General features: G+C 69.4%; 15 protein-coding genes and 1 pseudogene. 10 read left to right on the forward strand and 6 right to left on the reverse strand.

The features are described 5' to 3' along the window. Positions 1–64: 64 nt before the first annotated feature. The 3 genes from AB0M79_RS32455 to AB0M79_RS32465 all read right to left on the reverse strand — a co-directional run bounded on the left by AB0M79_RS32455 (position 65) and on the right by AB0M79_RS32465 (position 3818). Positions 65–1276, reverse strand: a complete 1212-nt coding sequence (locus AB0M79_RS32455) for an amidohydrolase family protein (RefSeq protein ID WP_364221306.1) — start codon at positions 1274–1276, stop codon at positions 65–67. A 31-nt stretch (positions 1277–1307) separates the two neighbouring features. Next, the gene (locus AB0M79_RS32460) at positions 1308–2711 is read right to left on the reverse strand and encodes an L-serine ammonia-lyase (protein WP_364221309.1); all 1404 of its coding nucleotides are present in this window, start codon (positions 2709–2711) and stop codon (positions 1308–1310) included. Between the two features lie 66 nt (positions 2712–2777). Continuing rightward, positions 2778–3818, reverse strand: coding sequence for an Lrp/AsnC family transcriptional regulator (locus tag AB0M79_RS32465; RefSeq protein WP_364221312.1), 1041 nt, complete (start codon positions 3816–3818; stop codon positions 2778–2780). Positions 3819–3940: 122 nt separating this feature from the next. Here AB0M79_RS32465 and AB0M79_RS32470 point away from each other — a divergent pair, with 122 nt between their 5' ends. The 8 genes from AB0M79_RS32470 to AB0M79_RS32505 all read left to right on the forward strand — a co-directional run bounded on the left by AB0M79_RS32470 (position 3941) and on the right by AB0M79_RS32505 (position 11901). Continuing rightward, on the forward strand, positions 3941–5365 hold the full coding sequence (locus AB0M79_RS32470) for an MFS transporter (RefSeq protein ID WP_364221315.1): 1425 nt from the start codon (positions 3941–3943) through the stop codon (positions 5363–5365). Continuing rightward, positions 5362–6651, forward strand: a complete 1290-nt coding sequence (locus tag AB0M79_RS32475; RefSeq protein ID WP_364221318.1) for an amidohydrolase — start codon at positions 5362–5364, stop codon at positions 6649–6651. The genes AB0M79_RS32470 and AB0M79_RS32475 overlap by 4 nt, the downstream gene beginning before the upstream one ends. Further along, positions 6648–7565: an ATP-binding cassette domain-containing protein gene (locus AB0M79_RS32480; protein WP_364221321.1), complete on the forward strand. Its 918-nt coding sequence runs from the start codon at positions 6648–6650 to the stop codon at positions 7563–7565. The genes AB0M79_RS32475 and AB0M79_RS32480 overlap by 4 nt, the downstream gene beginning before the upstream one ends. Then, on the forward strand, positions 7562–8374 hold the full coding sequence (locus AB0M79_RS32485) for an ABC transporter permease (protein WP_364221324.1): 813 nt from the start codon (positions 7562–7564) through the stop codon (positions 8372–8374). The genes AB0M79_RS32480 and AB0M79_RS32485 overlap by 4 nt, the downstream gene beginning before the upstream one ends. Positions 8375–8410: 36 nt before the next feature. After that, positions 8411–9553, forward strand: a complete 1143-nt coding sequence (locus AB0M79_RS32490; RefSeq protein ID WP_364221327.1) for a histidine kinase — start codon at positions 8411–8413, stop codon at positions 9551–9553. A gap of 2 nt (positions 9554–9555) precedes the next feature. Continuing rightward, a complete protein-coding gene (locus tag AB0M79_RS32495; protein ID WP_364221373.1) occupies positions 9556–10284 on the forward strand; it encodes a response regulator transcription factor in 729 nt (242 codons plus the stop codon). A gap of 811 nt (positions 10285–11095) precedes the next feature. Beyond that, complete coding sequence (locus AB0M79_RS32500; protein WP_357543931.1) at positions 11096–11368, forward strand: Atu4866 domain-containing protein; 273 nt, start codon at positions 11096–11098, stop codon at positions 11366–11368. After that, positions 11365–11901: a nuclear transport factor 2 family protein gene (locus AB0M79_RS32505; RefSeq protein WP_364221331.1), complete on the forward strand. Its 537-nt coding sequence runs from the start codon at positions 11365–11367 to the stop codon at positions 11899–11901. Before AB0M79_RS32500 ends, AB0M79_RS32505 begins: the two co-directional genes overlap by 4 nt. 21 nt (positions 11902–11922) lie before the next feature. Here the strand turns inward: AB0M79_RS32505 and AB0M79_RS32510 are convergent, their stop codons facing one another. Then, on the reverse strand, positions 11923–12750 hold the full coding sequence (locus AB0M79_RS32510; protein ID WP_364221334.1) for a helix-turn-helix transcriptional regulator: 828 nt from the start codon (positions 12748–12750) through the stop codon (positions 11923–11925). Positions 12751–12878: 128 nt separating this feature from the next. On the opposite strand from AB0M79_RS32510, the gene AB0M79_RS32515 reads away from it, so the two are divergent. Together AB0M79_RS32515 and AB0M79_RS32520 are read left to right on the forward strand one after the other, a co-directional pair. Continuing rightward, entirely contained in the window at positions 12879–13607 is a 729-nt protein-coding gene (locus AB0M79_RS32515) for an Atu4866 domain-containing protein (RefSeq protein WP_364221337.1), read from the forward strand. A 25-nt stretch (positions 13608–13632) separates the two neighbouring features. After that, positions 13633–14970, forward strand: a complete 1338-nt coding sequence (locus AB0M79_RS32520; protein ID WP_364221340.1) for an amidohydrolase family protein — start codon at positions 13633–13635, stop codon at positions 14968–14970. Positions 14971–15344: 374 nt separating this feature from the next. Here the strand turns inward: AB0M79_RS32520 and AB0M79_RS32525 are convergent. Together AB0M79_RS32525 and catC are read right to left on the reverse strand one after the other, a co-directional pair. After that, positions 15345–15578 (reverse strand): annotated as a pseudogene (locus AB0M79_RS32525) (transposase); the annotation flags it as partial. A gap of 239 nt (positions 15579–15817) precedes the next feature. After that, positions 15818–16114: a muconolactone Delta-isomerase gene (catC, locus tag AB0M79_RS32530; RefSeq protein ID WP_364221343.1), complete on the reverse strand. Its 297-nt coding sequence runs from the start codon at positions 16112–16114 to the stop codon at positions 15818–15820. Positions 16115–16136 lie beyond the last annotated feature (22 nt).

Consider the following 16136-nt stretch of genomic DNA (forward strand, 5'->3'; position numbering starts at 1 on the left):
CACAGCCGCACGCGGTGACTGCAGCCGCGTGCGGTGACGTGGCGCCGTGACGTGGCGCCTCAGGTCACCGTACGCGCTGCCCGCCGAGGCTCACGTGGCGGATGCGGTCGCGCAGTCCCCGCAGGTCGTCGAGGCGGCCGTCCACCACGACGAGATCGGCGAGCATCCCCGGGGTGATGGCACCGAGGCCGTCCTGCCGGAGCAACGCCGCAGCACTCGAGGTGGCAGCCCGCCACGCGTCCTGCGGTGTCATCGACGATGCCTCGGTCATGAGCTGCAACTCGTCGAGGTTGCTCGCCGAGGGGTGGGCGTAGGGCGGGGAGTCGGTGCCCATCGCGATCTTGACGCCCGCGTCTACCGCTCGAGCGAAACTCGCCCGGTGCGCCTCGAGAGCCTCACGCGCGAGTGCCAGGCTCCCGGCGGGGATCGGCACGCCGCGGTCGGCAGCGTCGACGATCGCTCGGGTTGCCGAGAGGGTCGGCACGAGCCAAGCGTCCGCGCGCAGCATGAGATCTATCGCCTCGTCGTCGAGGTGATACCCGTGCTCGATCGAGCGCGCCCCGTGTCGGAGCGCCGCTTTGATTCCCTCGGTGCCCTGTGCGTGCGCAAAGAAGTCGGTCCCCGCGGCGGCTGCCTCGGTGGCGATCACCTCAAGCTCGTCGTCGCGGAAGTGCGTGTGTCGCGGATCGTCCCCCGGCGACATGATGCCCCCGGTGGTTGCGATCTTGATCGTGTCGGCCCCCGCGCGCAGCACCTCTCGCACACCGCGGCGCACGTCGTCTACTCCGTCGCGCACCGCGCGCGGCCGCCCGGGGTGCGGCATCATCATCGACATCGAACGGCTACCGCCGGAGGGGAGGTGCAGATCGCTGTGGCCTCCGGTTTGGGACAGCATGACGAGCGCGATCTGCAGGCGCGGCCCCTCGATGAGCTTCTGCTCGATCGCCCGCTTGACGCCCAGGTCCGCACCGGCTGCATCGCGCGCCGAGGTGATCCCCTGATCGAGGAGGAGCGATAGATTGCGCAGAGCCTCGTAGTACTGGAGAGAGAACGGCTCCTGTTCGGCACGGGAGATGTTGAGGTCTCGCACCATGACGTGCACATGGCAGTCGAACAGCCCGGGAACGATCGACATCTCCGAGCAGTCGACGACGTCATCGCCGTCCAGGCCGGTTCCGACGTCGACGATGCGGTCACCGCTCACGGCGACGTCGACCCGCGAGGTCGAGGCTCCGTCGAACACGGTACCTCCCGCGAACACCGTGCGCTTCAGCATGTCAACCCTCGGCCCGTCAGCACTTGCCCCGTCAGCACTCGACCACGTTAACGGCGAGGCCACCCAGCGCCGTCTCCTTGTACTTGTGGCTCATGTCTGCGCCCGTGTCGCGCATCGTCGTGATCACCTGGTCGAGCGAGACGCGGTGCTCGCCGTCGCCCCACAGGGCCATTCGCGCCGCGTTGATGGCCTTCGACGCGGCGATCGCATTGCGTTCGATACACGGGATCTGCACGAGCCCGCCGATCGGATCGCACGTCAGACCGAGATTGTGCTCCATCGCGATCTCGGCGGCGTTCTCGACTTGGCGAGGGGTCCCGCCCATGATCTCGGCCAGTCCCGCCGCCGCCATCGACGACGCCGATCCGACCTCCCCTTGGCAACCGACCTCGGCACCCGAGATCGAGGCGTTGGCCTTGTACAGGGTGCCGATCGCCGCCGCGGTGAGAAGGAACCGCTCGATGACCTCTTCGCGAGCGCCCTCGGCCGTCGATCGACCCGCGGGCGTGTAGTGCAGCGCGTAGTAGAGCACGGCGGGCACGATGCCCGCCGCCCCGTTCGTCGGCGCGGTTACGACCCGCCCGCCGCTCGCATTCTCCTCGTTCACGGCGAGGGCGATGAGGTTCACTCGCTGCTGCCAGTGCTCGCCGTCGTGGTCGGGATCCTCCGCTGCCAGCCGCGCCGCCCAGTCGCCCGCCCTGCGGCGTACCTGCAAGCCGCCGGGCAGCACGCCCGCGCGACCGATGGACGAGCGCACGCACGTTTCCATGACGTCCCAGATGTGCTTGAGGTCCGCCCTGATCTCGTCGTCCGAGCGTCGGGCGCGCTCGTTCTCGCGCATCACGTCGCTCACCGCGAGGCCGGTCTCGTCGCACACGGCGAGAAGCTCCGCCCCCGAACGGAACGGCAGGGGAGGCGTCTGCGGCTCGGGCTGGTCGGCAGAGGATTCGTCGCCTTCGCGCACGATGAACCCGCCGCCGACCGAGAAGTACGTCTCGCTCGCGAGTTCGTCGCCGGCGGCGTCGACCACGGTGAACGAGAGGGCGTTGGGGTGCCGGGGGTGTACGGTCAGCGGGCGCAGGACGAAGTCCTCCATCCGGCAGGGGACGGGGTGTCGCCCGCCGAGGGAGACCATGCCCGTGCGCGTGATCTCGTCGAGATGCACGGTGATCTCGTCGGGCGTGATCTCGTCCGAGCGTGCGCCGGCCAGCCCCAACAGGACGGCCGTGAACGTGCCGTGACCGGCACCCGTCGCGGCGAGGGAGCCGAAGATCTCGACGCGAACCTGTGCCACCTGCTCGATGACGCCTCGCTCGCCGATCAACCCGACGAACTCGGCAGCGGCCTTCATCGGGCCGACGGTGTGCGAGCTCGACGGGCCGATCCCGACCGTGAACAGATCGAACACCCCGACGGCTGGCTGCGCGTACGTCATGGAGCGGCACGATACGTTGTGTGATCGCCAACCGCATCGGGATGCAGATTCACTGTTGGGATGCCCCTATCCGTGCAGTAAAGATGTCGGCAGAGGAACCATGACGCCGGTTGCCATACCCTGCGCGTTCACGTGCATCCCCTCCTTCTTCAAGCTGCGCAGCACCACCGAGCGGTCGGCGATGGATACGCCGTGGACACTCTCCTCGATGGCGACTTCGAGTCGCTGGACGTCGGCGAGGGTCTTCATCCACACCGACAGCACGAGGTTGTAGGGACCGATCGTCGAGACGGCCAGACGCACTTCGCTGAGGCGCGTGATGGCCGATCCCACCCGGTCCGCCATGGCAGCCGGCACCCGCAGGAAGTACCACGCGTGAACGGGCCAGCCCGAGTGTGCGCGCGCGATCTCCGTGCGCACGACGAGTCGCCCGCGGGCGCTGAGCGTCGTGAGAGTCTCGCGGATCCGCCGCTGCCCGATCCCCAGACTCCTCGCGATGGCGGCGACTGTCGCGCGTCCGTCATGGCCGAGGATCTGCAGCAGTTCGTGCTCCAACTGCGCATCGACGCGGGCGCGCGTCGCCATCGAAGACACGACCGTGCGTTCGACGGCCGTGGCTTCACCTGCCGACAACGCCCGCAGACGCCACTGGCCCGCGTCGGTGAACGGCGACGAGAGGATGTGCGTGCGGGTGGCGCGCACACCCTCGAGCCGACGCAACCGGCCCATGATGTACTCGCTCAGGCCGTTCAGGTCGGCGGCACCGACCATCACGAGGAGATCGCGCCCTCCGGCGGTGTGATCGACCGTGAACGCCTCGGGGTCGGCGGCGAGTGCGCTCGCGATCTGTAAGGTCGCGCCAGGCTCCGCTCCGACCTCGAGGATGGCGGACGGTCCGCGTGCCTCGGCGCCAGGGTGACCAGCGACCCACGCCAGCCCGTCCTCGGTCAGTCGCTCCCAGCGGCGGGCGAGCGTGACCGAATCCACTCCGATGATCGGGGCGATCGCTGCCCAGCGAGCCCGCGGGTTGATCTGGAGTGCATGGATCAGTCGCCGATCGGTCTCATCGAGACTGTGAACCTGCGTAGAACCCTCGCGTGTGTTCATGAACCTGCACCTTAGGCCCTCGCGCTGCCGCACCGAGCCACCGTGGTGCATTCTCTGAGACACCGTGTGAGGAGCCGCCAATGCAGCGAAGACTTCCGAGAGCTCGCTCGACGTTCGGCGTCGTGGGCTTCCTCGTCGTCATGGAGTTCGGCAGCGGCGCGCTCCAAGGCTGGTTCTCGCCGCTGCTCGCTGCCATCGGTCAACAGTTCGACGTCGGCGCCGGCGCGCTGAACTGGGTGAACGCGACGTACATGCTCATGACGGTCGCGTGCGTACCCATCCTCGCCAAGCTCGGCGACATGTTCGGCCACAAGCGCCTCCTCGTCGTGGCGTCCACTCTCGTGGCCGTCGGTTCTTTCGTCGTCGCGTTCGCGCCGAGCTTCGAGGTCTTCCTTCTCGGCCGGGCGCTGCAGGCCCCGCTGGCGGCATTCCTCCCGCTGGAGTTCGCGATCGTCCGCGCGCGAGACGAACGGTCAGCGAGCAAGAGCATCGGCGTCCTCGTCGGCGCCCTCACCCTCGGAGCCGCCGTCGGCTCGCTCCTGTCAGGACTCCTGTTCGGCGCGATCGGCGACCTCGGCATCGTCCTGCTGATCCCCGCGGTGTTCATCGCGCTGTGCGTGCCGGTCGTCGTGCTGCTCGTCCCCGAGACGACGGTGCGCAGACACGGACGCGTCGACGTGATCGGCGCGATCCTGCTCACGGCGGGTCTCCTAGCCGTGCTGACCGGTGTCTCGAAAGCCGGCACGTGGGGCTGGTTCGACCTGCGCACGATCGCCCTGATCCTGGGCGGCACCGTGCTGCTGGCGCTCTGGGTGTTCGTCGAGCGCAGGATCCAGGATCCACTCGTCGACCTGACGATGCTCACCCGCGATGGCATCGGGCTGCCGATCATCGCATCGGTGCTCTTCGGCGCACAGACCTACGGCGGGCAGACGGCGAGCTTCCTCTGGCTCCTCGGCGACTCCGCGCGCGACGGCTACGGACTCGGAATCGCGCCCGCGACCGCCGGCGCGATCATCGTCCTGTACGCGCTCGCGGCGTTCCTCGGCACGCTCATCGGTGATCGCCTCGCACGCAGGATCTCGGCGCCGCGCGCAATCGCGCTCGCGGGAGTAGTCGCAGCCGCGAGCTTCGCTCTCATGATCTGCTTCGCGGCGGTGAGCGCGCTGTTCATCACCTCCATGGCGATCGGCGGGGTCTCGGCGGGCGTCCTTCTCGCGGTCCTTCCGGCCGTCGTCGTGCGCAATGCACCGGCGGACTCGGTGGGGATCGCCTCGGCCCTGTTCAACACGGCACGCACGGCGGCGGGGGCGGCGGCCGGTGCGGTCTTCGCGCTCGTCATGACTCTGTTCGTGACAGCGAGCACCGCCGACGCCACGACCGATGCCCAGTCGACCCCGCTGTCGTTCTTCGCCGTGTGGGCCATCTGCCTCGCAATAGCTCTCGTCCTCGCGGTCGTCGGGCTGCGGATCCGGGTCACAACGCCCGCCGCCGCGCCGCGGTCCGCACCCGACCTTCCCACCGCCCAGACGATCGAGGACCGATGACCATCGCACCACAGCAACCTTCCGACCACGCGACCGATGAGATCCGCGATGCCGTGCTCGCCTCGCGGGCGGCATGGGAGGACTCGATCATCGCCTTGAGTGCCGAGATCCACCGCAATCCCGAACTTGCGTTCGCCGAGCATCACGCCGCCGCGCGCGTGGCCGACACCCTCCGTGCAGCCGGATTCACGACGACCGTAGGGGCCTTCGGGCTCGACACCGCGGTCGATGCGACCTACGGTGAGGGCGACATCACCGTCGCGATCTGTGCCGAGTACGATGCGCTTCCCGGCATCGGACACGCGTGCGGTCACAACGTCATCGCCGCGGCCGGTGTCGGAGCTGCGATCGCGCTCGCGAGCGTCGCCGACGCCATCGGCCTTCGCGTGAAGCTCCTCGGCACTCCGGCCGAAGAGCACGGCGGCGGGAAGATCCTCATGCTCGAGGCCGGGGCGTGGGACGACGTCGACTTCTCGCTCATGGTGCACGGCGGCCCGGGGCACGACCTGCGCTGCGCCGACGTGCGTACCCAGGCCGTCGCGCGGTTCGACGTGTCCTTCCAAGGCCGTCCAGGTCACGCGGGCGCACCCAGCCCCGACGGGGTGAACGCCGCGAACGCCGCGACGATCGGCCTCGTCGCGCTCGGACTCCTGCGGCAGCACTTGCCCGACGGCACGCGGGCCAACGCATTCGTCTCCGAGGGCGGCGAAGCGACGAACATCATCCCGTCGGCGACGCGCGTCCGCGTCGAAGTGCGTGCGGACACGCTGGAAGCGGTCGAGACCGCGCGACGCCGGATCCTCGCGTGCTTCGAGGGCGGCGCCGTCGCCACGGGATGCGAGTGGAGCTGGGAGGACGCCGCGCCGACCTACGCGGATGTCGTGCAGAACCCCGTGCTCGCCGGCGCGTGGGATCGCAACCTCGCCGTGATCGGTCGCTCGCCGCAGCCGTACGCGGGGACGCCGGGCGGATCGACCGACATGGGCAACGTCTCGCACGCCGTGCCCGCGATCCATCCGCTCATCGCGATCGAGGGTTGCGCCTCGGCACCGCACACGCCGGCGTTCACGAGCGACGCGATCGGCCCGGCCGCCGACCGCGCGGGGATCGACGGCGCGCTCGCCATGGCGCTCACGGTCGTCGACGCCGTCGCGCACTTGCGTGCGAGGCGGACGCTCGGCGCGGAGGGTACGACGGTCGGCGGGGGAGCGATACCACGGTCGGTGACGAGCGATACCACGGGCCGATGCTGCGCAGACGATCGATCTCAAGGATTGAAGACATGATCGTCAGCCAGAACCTCACGAAACGCTACGGTGAGAAGACCGTCGTCGACGACCTCTCGTTCACGGTACGGCCCGGTGCCGTCACGGGATTCCTCGGACCGAACGGCGCCGGAAAGTCCACCACGATGCGCATGCTCGTCGGCCTCGACAGGCCGACCCGCGGCGAGATCACGATCGGCGGTCGGCGGTATCAGGATCTTCCCGACCCTGTGCGGCACCTCGGTGTCATGCTCGACGCGCGGTCGGCGAATCCCGGCCGCACAGCGCTCAATCATCTCCTCGTCGTGGGGGAGACCCACGGCATCGGGCGCGCCCGCGCACACGAGGTGCTCGAGATGGTGGGCCTCGGCGCCGTCGCCGACAAACGCGCGGGTGGCTTCTCGCTCGGCATGAGCCAGCGACTCGGTATCGCTACCGCGCTCATCGGCGACCCGACGACACTCGTCCTCGACGAGCCGGTCAACGGCCTCGATCCCGACGGGGTGCTCTGGCTCCGGCACCTTCTCGTGCGACTCGCCGTAGAGGGGCGCACCGTCTTCCTCTCGTCGCACCTCATGAGCGAACTGTCGCTGATCGCGGAAGATCTCGTCGTGATCGGTCAGGGACGCCTGCTCGCCTCGGGCACCGTCGACGACGTCATCGAGTCGGTCGCACCGCAAACAACCCGCGTCGTGACGCCCGATGCAGGGCGCCTCGCCGACGCTGCGCAGAACAAGGGCATCGACGTTCGCCGCGCGGACGACGACACCCTCTTCATCAGCGGGTGCACCGCACGCGAGGTCGGAATCATCGCGGCAGCCGAGGGCGTCACGCTCTACGAGCTCGTCACCGAGCGCGCCTCGCTCGAGGAGGCGTTCATGCACATCACCCGAAACGCCGTCGAATACACGTCCCACGAGGAGGTCGCCGCATGAGCGCCGCACTCGCCGTTTCCGCCCCCGCGACGCTGCAAGCCGGGCACCGCATCACGTCAGCCGGACTCCTGCGGTCGGAGTGGCGCAAGCTCTGTTCGATACGGTCGCTGTGGATGACCCTGACAGCCGCGTTCGTTCTGACGATCGGCCTGTGCGCGTACATGGTCATCGACGGCACGACACTCGGCGGCGCGGACGCCGCGCACATCCCATTCGGCTGGACCGGCATCTATCCGGTCGGGATGCTCGTGCTCGTCGTGTTCGGCGTGCTGAGCGTCAGCACCGAGTACGCGAGCGGGTCGATCCGCACGAGCCTTACGGTCGCCCCGCGACGTACAGGGGTGATGCTCGCAAAAGCCGCCGTTGTCACGGGGATTGCCACCATGCTGGCGGTCGCCACGACCGTCGTACTGTACCTGCTGCTCCAGGTCACACGTACGGTCCCCTCGGCCGTGGGGATGTCGCTCTTCGATCCCGAGATGTTCTGGGGGGCGCTCGGCGGCACGCTCATGCTGCCGTATGGCGCACTGTTCGGCGTCCTGCTGGGATGGCTCTTGCGCAACGCCGCCGGTGCGATCTGCCTCTACTTCGGGCTCTTCCAGATGGGGCCGCAGATCCTGCCTGCCTTCCTCCCCGAGCAAGTGGCCGGAGTGACCGACTACATGCCCCTCGCGGCGATCAACGTCATGCGATCGGGAGGACTCACCACCGAACCGTACGGTACCGTCCCTGCGATCGTCGTCCTGGTGACATGGCTGGTGGTGCTCGGCGGCATGGCATGGCGGCGTCTGAAGAAGTTCGATGGCTGAGACGGGAAGGCGAGCGTGAGGCGACTGCGGGCACGGGTGCGGACGTTCGACGCCTCCCACCCGCTGCCGTGGGACATTACGCTCGCACTCTTCGTCACGGTCGCTTCCGTGAACGCCTCCATGGGCCTCCGGCCGGTGGGGGCGCCCTTCCTGCTCGTCGCGTGCGGCGCGGTCGTGTTCCGTCGCCGGGCGCCGCTGCCGGCGCTCCTGGTTGCGGTCGTCGCGCTCGGCGTAGGCGTCGTCGTGTGCGGACTCATCGGGGAAGCTCCGCCGTGGTCCTACCTCGCGGTATGGATCCTGCTCTTCCACGTGGGGCTACGTGGGACGCGGGTGCTCGTGCCCGCCGCGTTCCTCGCGGGTGCGGCGGCGCTCGTCGCGTTTGTCGGTGCGGCAGAGTTCGGCGAGATGGCACTCGACGCACGCTGGACGGCGATGCTGCCGGTCGCCGCCATGAGTGCGGCCGCCCTGCTTGCCGGATCGCAGTTGCGCGGCGCCCGTGAGGATGCGAAACGGCACCGCGAGGAGGCGACGCGGGAGGCGGTTGCTGCCGAACGGTCGCGGATCGCGCGCGAGATGCACGACCTCATCGGACACGATCTCTCCGTCATCGCGTCGTTGTCGGCGGGCGGCCAGGCCGCGGTGCGTGCTGCGCCGGACGATGCCGAACGCGCGTTCGTGGCGATCGGCGAGGTGAGTCGCGCATCGGTCGGCCAGTTGCGGCACGTGCTCCGGCTCCTGCGCACAACCGAAGACGATTTCGTTCACCCGCTCACGCCGCAACCCGGTCTGGCACAACTGGGGGCACTAATCGAATCGGTGCGGCGCGCGGGTTTTCGCATCGACGACGAACGTCACGGCGATCTTGCAGCGCTGCCGCCCGGGCACCAACTCGCCGTGTTCCGGCTTGTTCAGGAGGCTCTGACCAACACGATGCGTCACAGCGGCGCAGGATCCGCCGCGTCGGTGCGAATAGCGATCGATGCGGAGGAGGTCGTCGTGTCGATTGCCGACCGCAGCGCCGTGCCGGAGGTCGACCGGCCCGGCGTCTCGAGCGACGGACACGGCATCATCGGCATGAGGGAACGCGTCGATGCGCTCGGCGGCACACTGGAAGCCGGTCCGACCGTTGTCGGATGGCGCGTGCGCGCAACGATTCCGCGGGAAGGACGTGACCGTTGAAGGTGCTCCTCGTCGACGACCAGGCGCTGCACCGCATGGGTATGCGGATGTTCCTTGCAAGCCAGGACGGCATTCAGATCGTAGGCGAAGCGGCGGACGGCGATGACGCCGTCCGCCAGTCGCTGAGCCTTCGCCCCGATGTTGTCGTGATGGACGTGCGGATGCCGGACGTCGACGGCATCGAGGCCACGAGACGAATCGTGGCGGCCACCTCCGACGTGCGGGTGCTGCTGCTGACTACCTTCGATCTCGACGAATACGTGATCGAGGGACTGGAGGCGGGAGCGAGCGGCTTCCTCACGAAAGACGCCGAGCCCGGCGACATCCTCTCCGCGCTCCGAGCGATCGCCGCCGGTGACGCCGTGATCGCACCGAGCGCCACGCGACGACTGCTCAGCCGACTCACGAGCGGCGCATCCCAGCAGGCGGCGGCCGACTCATCGGTGCGGGCCTCCGTCGCGAAACTCACCACCCGCGAATATCAGATCCTCGTCGAGATCGCCCGCGGAGCGACCAACTCCGAGATCGCTGCACGGCTGCACCTCGCCGAGTCGACCGTCAAGAGCAACGTGGGTCGCATCTTCACAAAGATCGGGGCGCGCGACCGCGTGCACGCCGTGATTCTCGCTCTCCGAGCGGGCGTCATGTCCCCAACCGCCGAAGGAACACCCCTCGCCTCCCGAGGCAGAAACCGTTTGCACCCCGTAAGAGACGACCACATCTGGCAGTAACGATGCCTCGAGGCGGCAGGTAATGATCACCTTCTAGTGAGGGGCGCGTGGCCAGACCTCTCAGCTTCGCGCGGGTGCCTTCAACGTGTTTCGGTGAGGGGTCTGGCGCAGCAACGGGCTCCCGCGCCCGTACTTGGATGTCAGACCGGGGATCTGTTCGGCGAACGTCCGGACGGAGCAGCGTGGCGTGTCGCAGAAGAAGCGACGAATCCGCAGTCGGATCTCGACCGGCTGGCCCGCCAGTGCGGTGTCGACGAGCCGACGTTCGTAACGGCTGTGCACTCTCGGCGGGCACCGCCACCGCAGCCGGTACACAGCCCGTCGTGCCCGTGCCCTGGCCCAGATCCGCGCCCCGTCCGCACCGCAGGCGATCCGCTCAACCACGGCCTGGGACAGATGCGGCAGGAGAGCTAAAAGATCAGCCGCCCGTCTTGCTGCCACCAACAACGGCACTTCTACCCCAAGCCCCACAAATCAGGCACCGTCACGACTTTGCCGGGGCCCTCGGGAAGACCCACTGGGCGGCACTGGGCTGGCCAGGGTGTGCGGTGAGCACGCAGGGTGGCCTCTTCCTGGGAGTACTGGGACCAGGCTGTCGGCGGACGGGATACCTACCGTGGTCGACATGGCGAATTCGAGACCAGGGGCTCTGTTCAGCGCGGCGTGTGGCGTCCTGTTGCTCGCGGGCTGTTCCGCCGGGGCAGGCAGCGGTGGTGCCGCTTCCGACGACGCGGCGCCGCACGGCGGTCCGGCGTCCACGCCTTCGGCGACTGCCGCACAGACTGCGACGCCACCGGCGGGGGCCGGTGACGTGTCGCCGCACCCGTACGTCGGGATGTGGGTGACGGCCGACGGCCACATCCGGCAGATGCTGCTGGCGAACGGCCGGTACGACGAGGCCCGTGGCGGGCGGGAGAGCGCCTACACGGGTTCCTACCAGGTCGTCGGGACCCGCATCGAGTACGTCGACGACACCGGATTCAGCGCCGACGGCACCTTCGACGGGGACGTGCTGCACCACGCGGGATACGTCTTCTACCGCGAGGGCAGCGACGCGCATCGGCAAGCTAGGGAGGAACGATGATGAAGGACAGTGCCACGCAGCACAGCCGGCGGGTGCTCCTGACCGCAGGAGTCGCCGGTGGACTGACGGCCCTCGCCGGGGCTGGCGCGGCCTCGGCGGCCCCGGCCGAGCGGGCCGGCGGGCGCGGCCCCGGGAAGCCGGGCGAGGAGAGCCGCAACCGGGCTGCGGTGTTGCGCGCCTTCGCGCGGCAGAACGCGGGTGGCGACATCTACGAGATCCTCCACGACGACGTCCGATGGACGATCGTCAACGGTCGCACCTACACCTCCAAGGCCGAGTTCCTGGCGGAGGGGTCGGCACCGATCCTGGACCGGCTGGCGTCGATCCTCAGGATGACGATCAAGGACATGTGGACCGACGGTGACACCGTGATCATCCGGTTCGAGGGTGACGCGACGGCCACCGACGGCGCCGACTACCACAACGAGTACTGCTGGATCTGGCAGATGCGAGGCGGCAAGGTGGTGCGTTGCCACGCCTTCCTGGACATGATCGCGGTGCGGGAACTCATCGAGCGCGTCGAGCTTCCCTGAATCGGCGGTACGAGCCCGGGGTCAGCGGAGCCAGCGACTGACGGCCAGGGTGCCCAGCAGTCGCAGTGCCTCGGCGCTGCGGCTGTGCGGCTCCGCCCGGTACACGATCAACTGCTGGCCGGGCGCGTCCCGTACGTCGAACGCGTGGTATGACAGCGTCAGTTCGCCCACCGCGCCGTGCCGGAACGTCTTCGCCTCGTGCGTCTTGCCCTGCACGTCGTGCCGCCCCCACAGCCTGCGGAACTCCGCGCTCGCGGCGCCCATCTCCTCGACCAGTTCCCGCGCCCGCCGGTCGTGCGGGTCATGGCCGAGGGCCAGGCGCAGGTTCGCCACGCACGCCTCGGCGGCGCGACGCCAGTCGGCGAAGAACGTCGTACCGGCCGGGTCGAGGAAGGTCATCCGGACGAGGTTGTCCGCTTCGGTGAAGTCCGCGTAGAACGCGTCGGCCAGCGCGTTGCCGGCCAGCAGGTCGAGTCGCCGGTCGATGACCACGGCCGGGGTGTCCGGCCAGGCGTCGAGCAGTTCGCGCAGGCTCTGCCCGACCTGTGGTCGAGCGGGGGTCGGCGCGCTGCCGGGCGAGAGCCCGGCCAGCCGGAAGAGGTGGTCGTGGGCGTCCGGCCCGAGGTCGAGCGCCCGGGCCACGGCGGCCAGCACCGACGACGACGGGTTGCGCTCGCGGCCCTGTTCGAGCCGGGTGTAGTAGTCGACGCTCACCCCGGCCAGCACCGCGACCTCTTCGCGCCGCAGCCCGGCGACGCGCCGGGTGCCACTGGAGACGAGGCCGACGTCGCCCGGGGTCAACCGGGCGCGTCGGGCGGTGAGGAACGCCCCGAGCGCGGTCGTCGGCATGCCACCAACGGTAACCGTGCGGGCTCCGGCCAGGCAGGGTGCGTCACACCCTGGTTCGGTCCGGCCTGGCTGCCGACTCCGCCGCCGGTGACGGTGGGAGCACGAACCCCAACCCCAGGAGGTACGCCATGAGCAGCCCGATGCTCGACGAGGCGGTACTGGCGGAGATCGCCGGGAACACCGGCGACCGGCACCGGCCACTGATGTTCGTCAACGCCGCCATCCACACGCTCGACCCGGTGATCGGTGACTTCCCCGCCGCCGACCTGTTGATCGGCACGAACGAGATCGTCGCGGTCGGCACCGGCCTGCACACCGCGGCCGAGGACGACGGCGCGATCGTGGTCGACTGCACCGGTCTGGCCATCGTGCCCGCCGTGGTCGACGGTGTCGCCGTCGCCGGCCTGCGTGTTCGTCCGGCCGACCGGGTCGGCGCGCTCACTCCCGGAAACCCGGCCACCTTCGCCCTGGTCGCCGGCCCGACCTCCGGCAGGTCCGTGCTGGAGATGATCGTCTGGCGTCCGGAGCAGGCCGCCGCGATCGTCGTCGACGGCGAGATCGCGCAGGTCAACGGCCGCCGACTCACGCCCGCTCCGATCGAGCCCAAGCCGGGACCGAGGTCGGTCGAGAGCCCCTATCTGGGCATGTGGATCGACGAGACCTGTTTCCTGCACCAGGAACTCACCGCCGACGGCCGGTACGACGAGACGCGGGGCGGTCGGCCGCACGCGTACCAGGGGGCGTTCTGGATCGACGGCGACCGGATCGTCTACCGCGACGACCTGGGTTTCTGGGCGTACGGCCGGTTCGTCGACGGGGTGCTGCACCACGCCGGTTACGTCCTGCGCCGCCGGTGAGCGCAGACAGCGAAGGGGGAGCCCGATGATGTTGTTCAGCGGCGGCACGGTCGTCACCATGGACCCGGCCATCGGCGACCTGGAACGGGGTGACGTGCTGGTCCGCGAGGACCGGATCGTCGCGGTTGGCCCGGACCTGCGGTCGCATCCGGAGGCGGCGGGCGCGACCGTGATCGACACGACCGGCCGGATCGTCAGTCCCGGATTCGTCGACACGCATCGGCACGCCTGGCAGGCGCAGATGCGCCGCAGTATCCCGGACGTGACCGACCTGGGGGCGTACGTGATGTCGACGCTGGCCGGGACCGCGCCCGCGTACACGCCGCACGACATGTACGTCGGCACCCGGCTCGCCGCGCTCACCGCCCTCGACGCCGGCATCACCACGATGCTCGACTTCTCGCACAACTCCCGTACGGCAGCGCACTCGGACGCGGCGATCCGGGCGCTGGTCGACACCGGCATCCGTGGCGTACACGCGTCGATGGGACCGCACTTCGGTGAGTGGGACCGCCAGTGGCCCGGCGACCTGGCCCGGTTGTGCGGGGCGTACCAGGGGACGAACGGCGGGCTGGTGACCCTGCGCCTGGCGGCGTTGGCCACCGACGAGATCGCCGGCCCGGCCCTGGCCTACGGGCCGGAGCTGGCGGCCGTCGCGCACGATCTCGACCTCGGCGTCAGCGTGGACGCGGTGTTCGGTATGCCGTCGTCGGCGGCGATCCTGCGCTGGGCCGCCGACGGGCTCCTCGGCCCGCATCTGACCCTGATCCACGCCACGGGCCTCACCTCGCAGGCGTGGCAGGCGATGGGCGACGCGGGGGTCACCGTGTCGCTGGCACCGACCTCCGAGGCGCAGATCGGCCTGGAGACGGCGGTACCCGCGATCGACGAGGCGCTGGCCGTCGGTATCCGGCCCGGACTCAGCATCGACGTGGAGGTGGCGCTGGCCAGCGACATGTTCACGCAGATGCGTACCCTGCACGCGATCCAGCGGATGCGTGCGGTGAACGCCGTGTACGGCACGGACACCACGCCGGACCGGATCACCTCACGCGACGTGCTGGACTTCGCCACGGCGCAGGGCGCCCGGACCAATGGACTCGGTGACGTCACCGGGTCCCTCACCCCCGGCAAGCAGGCGGACCTGCTGGTCGTCGCCGCCGACGACATCAACACGATGCCGCTCAACGACGCGGTCGGCACGCTGGTGCTCGGGGCCGACGCCCGCAACATCGAGACCGTCGTGGTGGCCGGCCAGGTGCGCAAGCGGAACGGGCAACTTGTCGGCGTGGACATGGACGAGCTGCGCCGGCAGGTGACCGAATCCCGCGACGCGATCCGCAAGGCCGTCGCCGAGGATTGATCTCGGCAGTACGACGGATTCGCGCTCTCGGCGGGCATGGCCTTGGCCGACGCGATCAGGACAGGTGTGACGCGGCCCCCTCGCGGGCAGCGTCACACCTGCCGTCGTGCAGTCGAGCTGCGTATCCCCGCTGAGCTGCGTCGTCGTTCCGACTGAGTTCCTGACCGGGTGGGCGAGTTCCGTCAGCCTCACCGGCCTCGGCGACGAGGGGAGCAGCGGTGACCGGCAAACACATCGAGCCGAGCATTCCGGCCGACCAGTGCATCTACCACCACAACGAGACGGTCGTCCCCGGCACCGCCGCTGCCGCGGCATGCGCGCCGATCGGTGTGGGCGGACTGAGTGCACGGCCTGGCCGGGCGCGGACGGCGGCGCCGCCGCTGCCGCTTGCGCACGATCCGCGGTTCGAAGGCGCCAGCCCGATCCTGCGGAACGTCGATCCGTTCCGCCCCGTCGGCCTCGGTCAGCACCGTCTTCGACCGGGTCCCGTTGCGGACGTTGCCCCGACCGGCACCGGCCGCGTCGCGCTTGTCGTAGCCGAGGTGCTCGGTAATCTCCTCATTCAGCGCGCTCTCCAGGACCGCCTTCGTCAGCCGCTTGAGCAGCCCGACTCGCCGGCCGGTTCCTGCCCGAGGTGATCTCCGCCGTCATCTGGCGTCTCTCCCAGGTCGGTCGATCAGCCGTTGATCTGTACACGCCCTGACCGGGTGGGCGTACAAAGCCCTGCGGAGTCGACTCCGCAGGGCTTTGTACGGCGGCTCCGACACGAGAACCGTCGTCGGTGCAATCCCGTTGTGGTGGGCGGCAGGAGGATCACAGACCGCGTCCGGACTGGCGGCGGCCGCCGCTACCCATCCTCGTGACAGGCTGCGATGTCCGAGGGGTGGGTGGCGAGTGCCGTGACCTGTATGTCCATGTATGGAAAGAGGGGCAGGCCGGACAGGATCGTGTGGAGTTCGTCGTTGCTTTCCACGTTGAAGACCGAGAAGTTTGAGTATTTGCCGGCGATTCGCCAGATGTGAGTCCACTTGCCGGCCCGCTGCAACTCCTGGGAGTACGCCTTCTCCCTGGCCACGATCTCGGCCCGGGCCTCCGGGGCGAGATCGTGGGGGAGTCGGACGTCCATCCGTACGTGAAACAGCATCAGGCAGGGTCGAGCACGAAGC

The organism is Polymorphospora sp. NPDC051019 (assembly GCF_040683055.1).
GTDB classification, from domain to species: Bacteria; Actinomycetota; Actinomycetes; order Mycobacteriales; family Micromonosporaceae; genus Polymorphospora; species Polymorphospora lycopeni.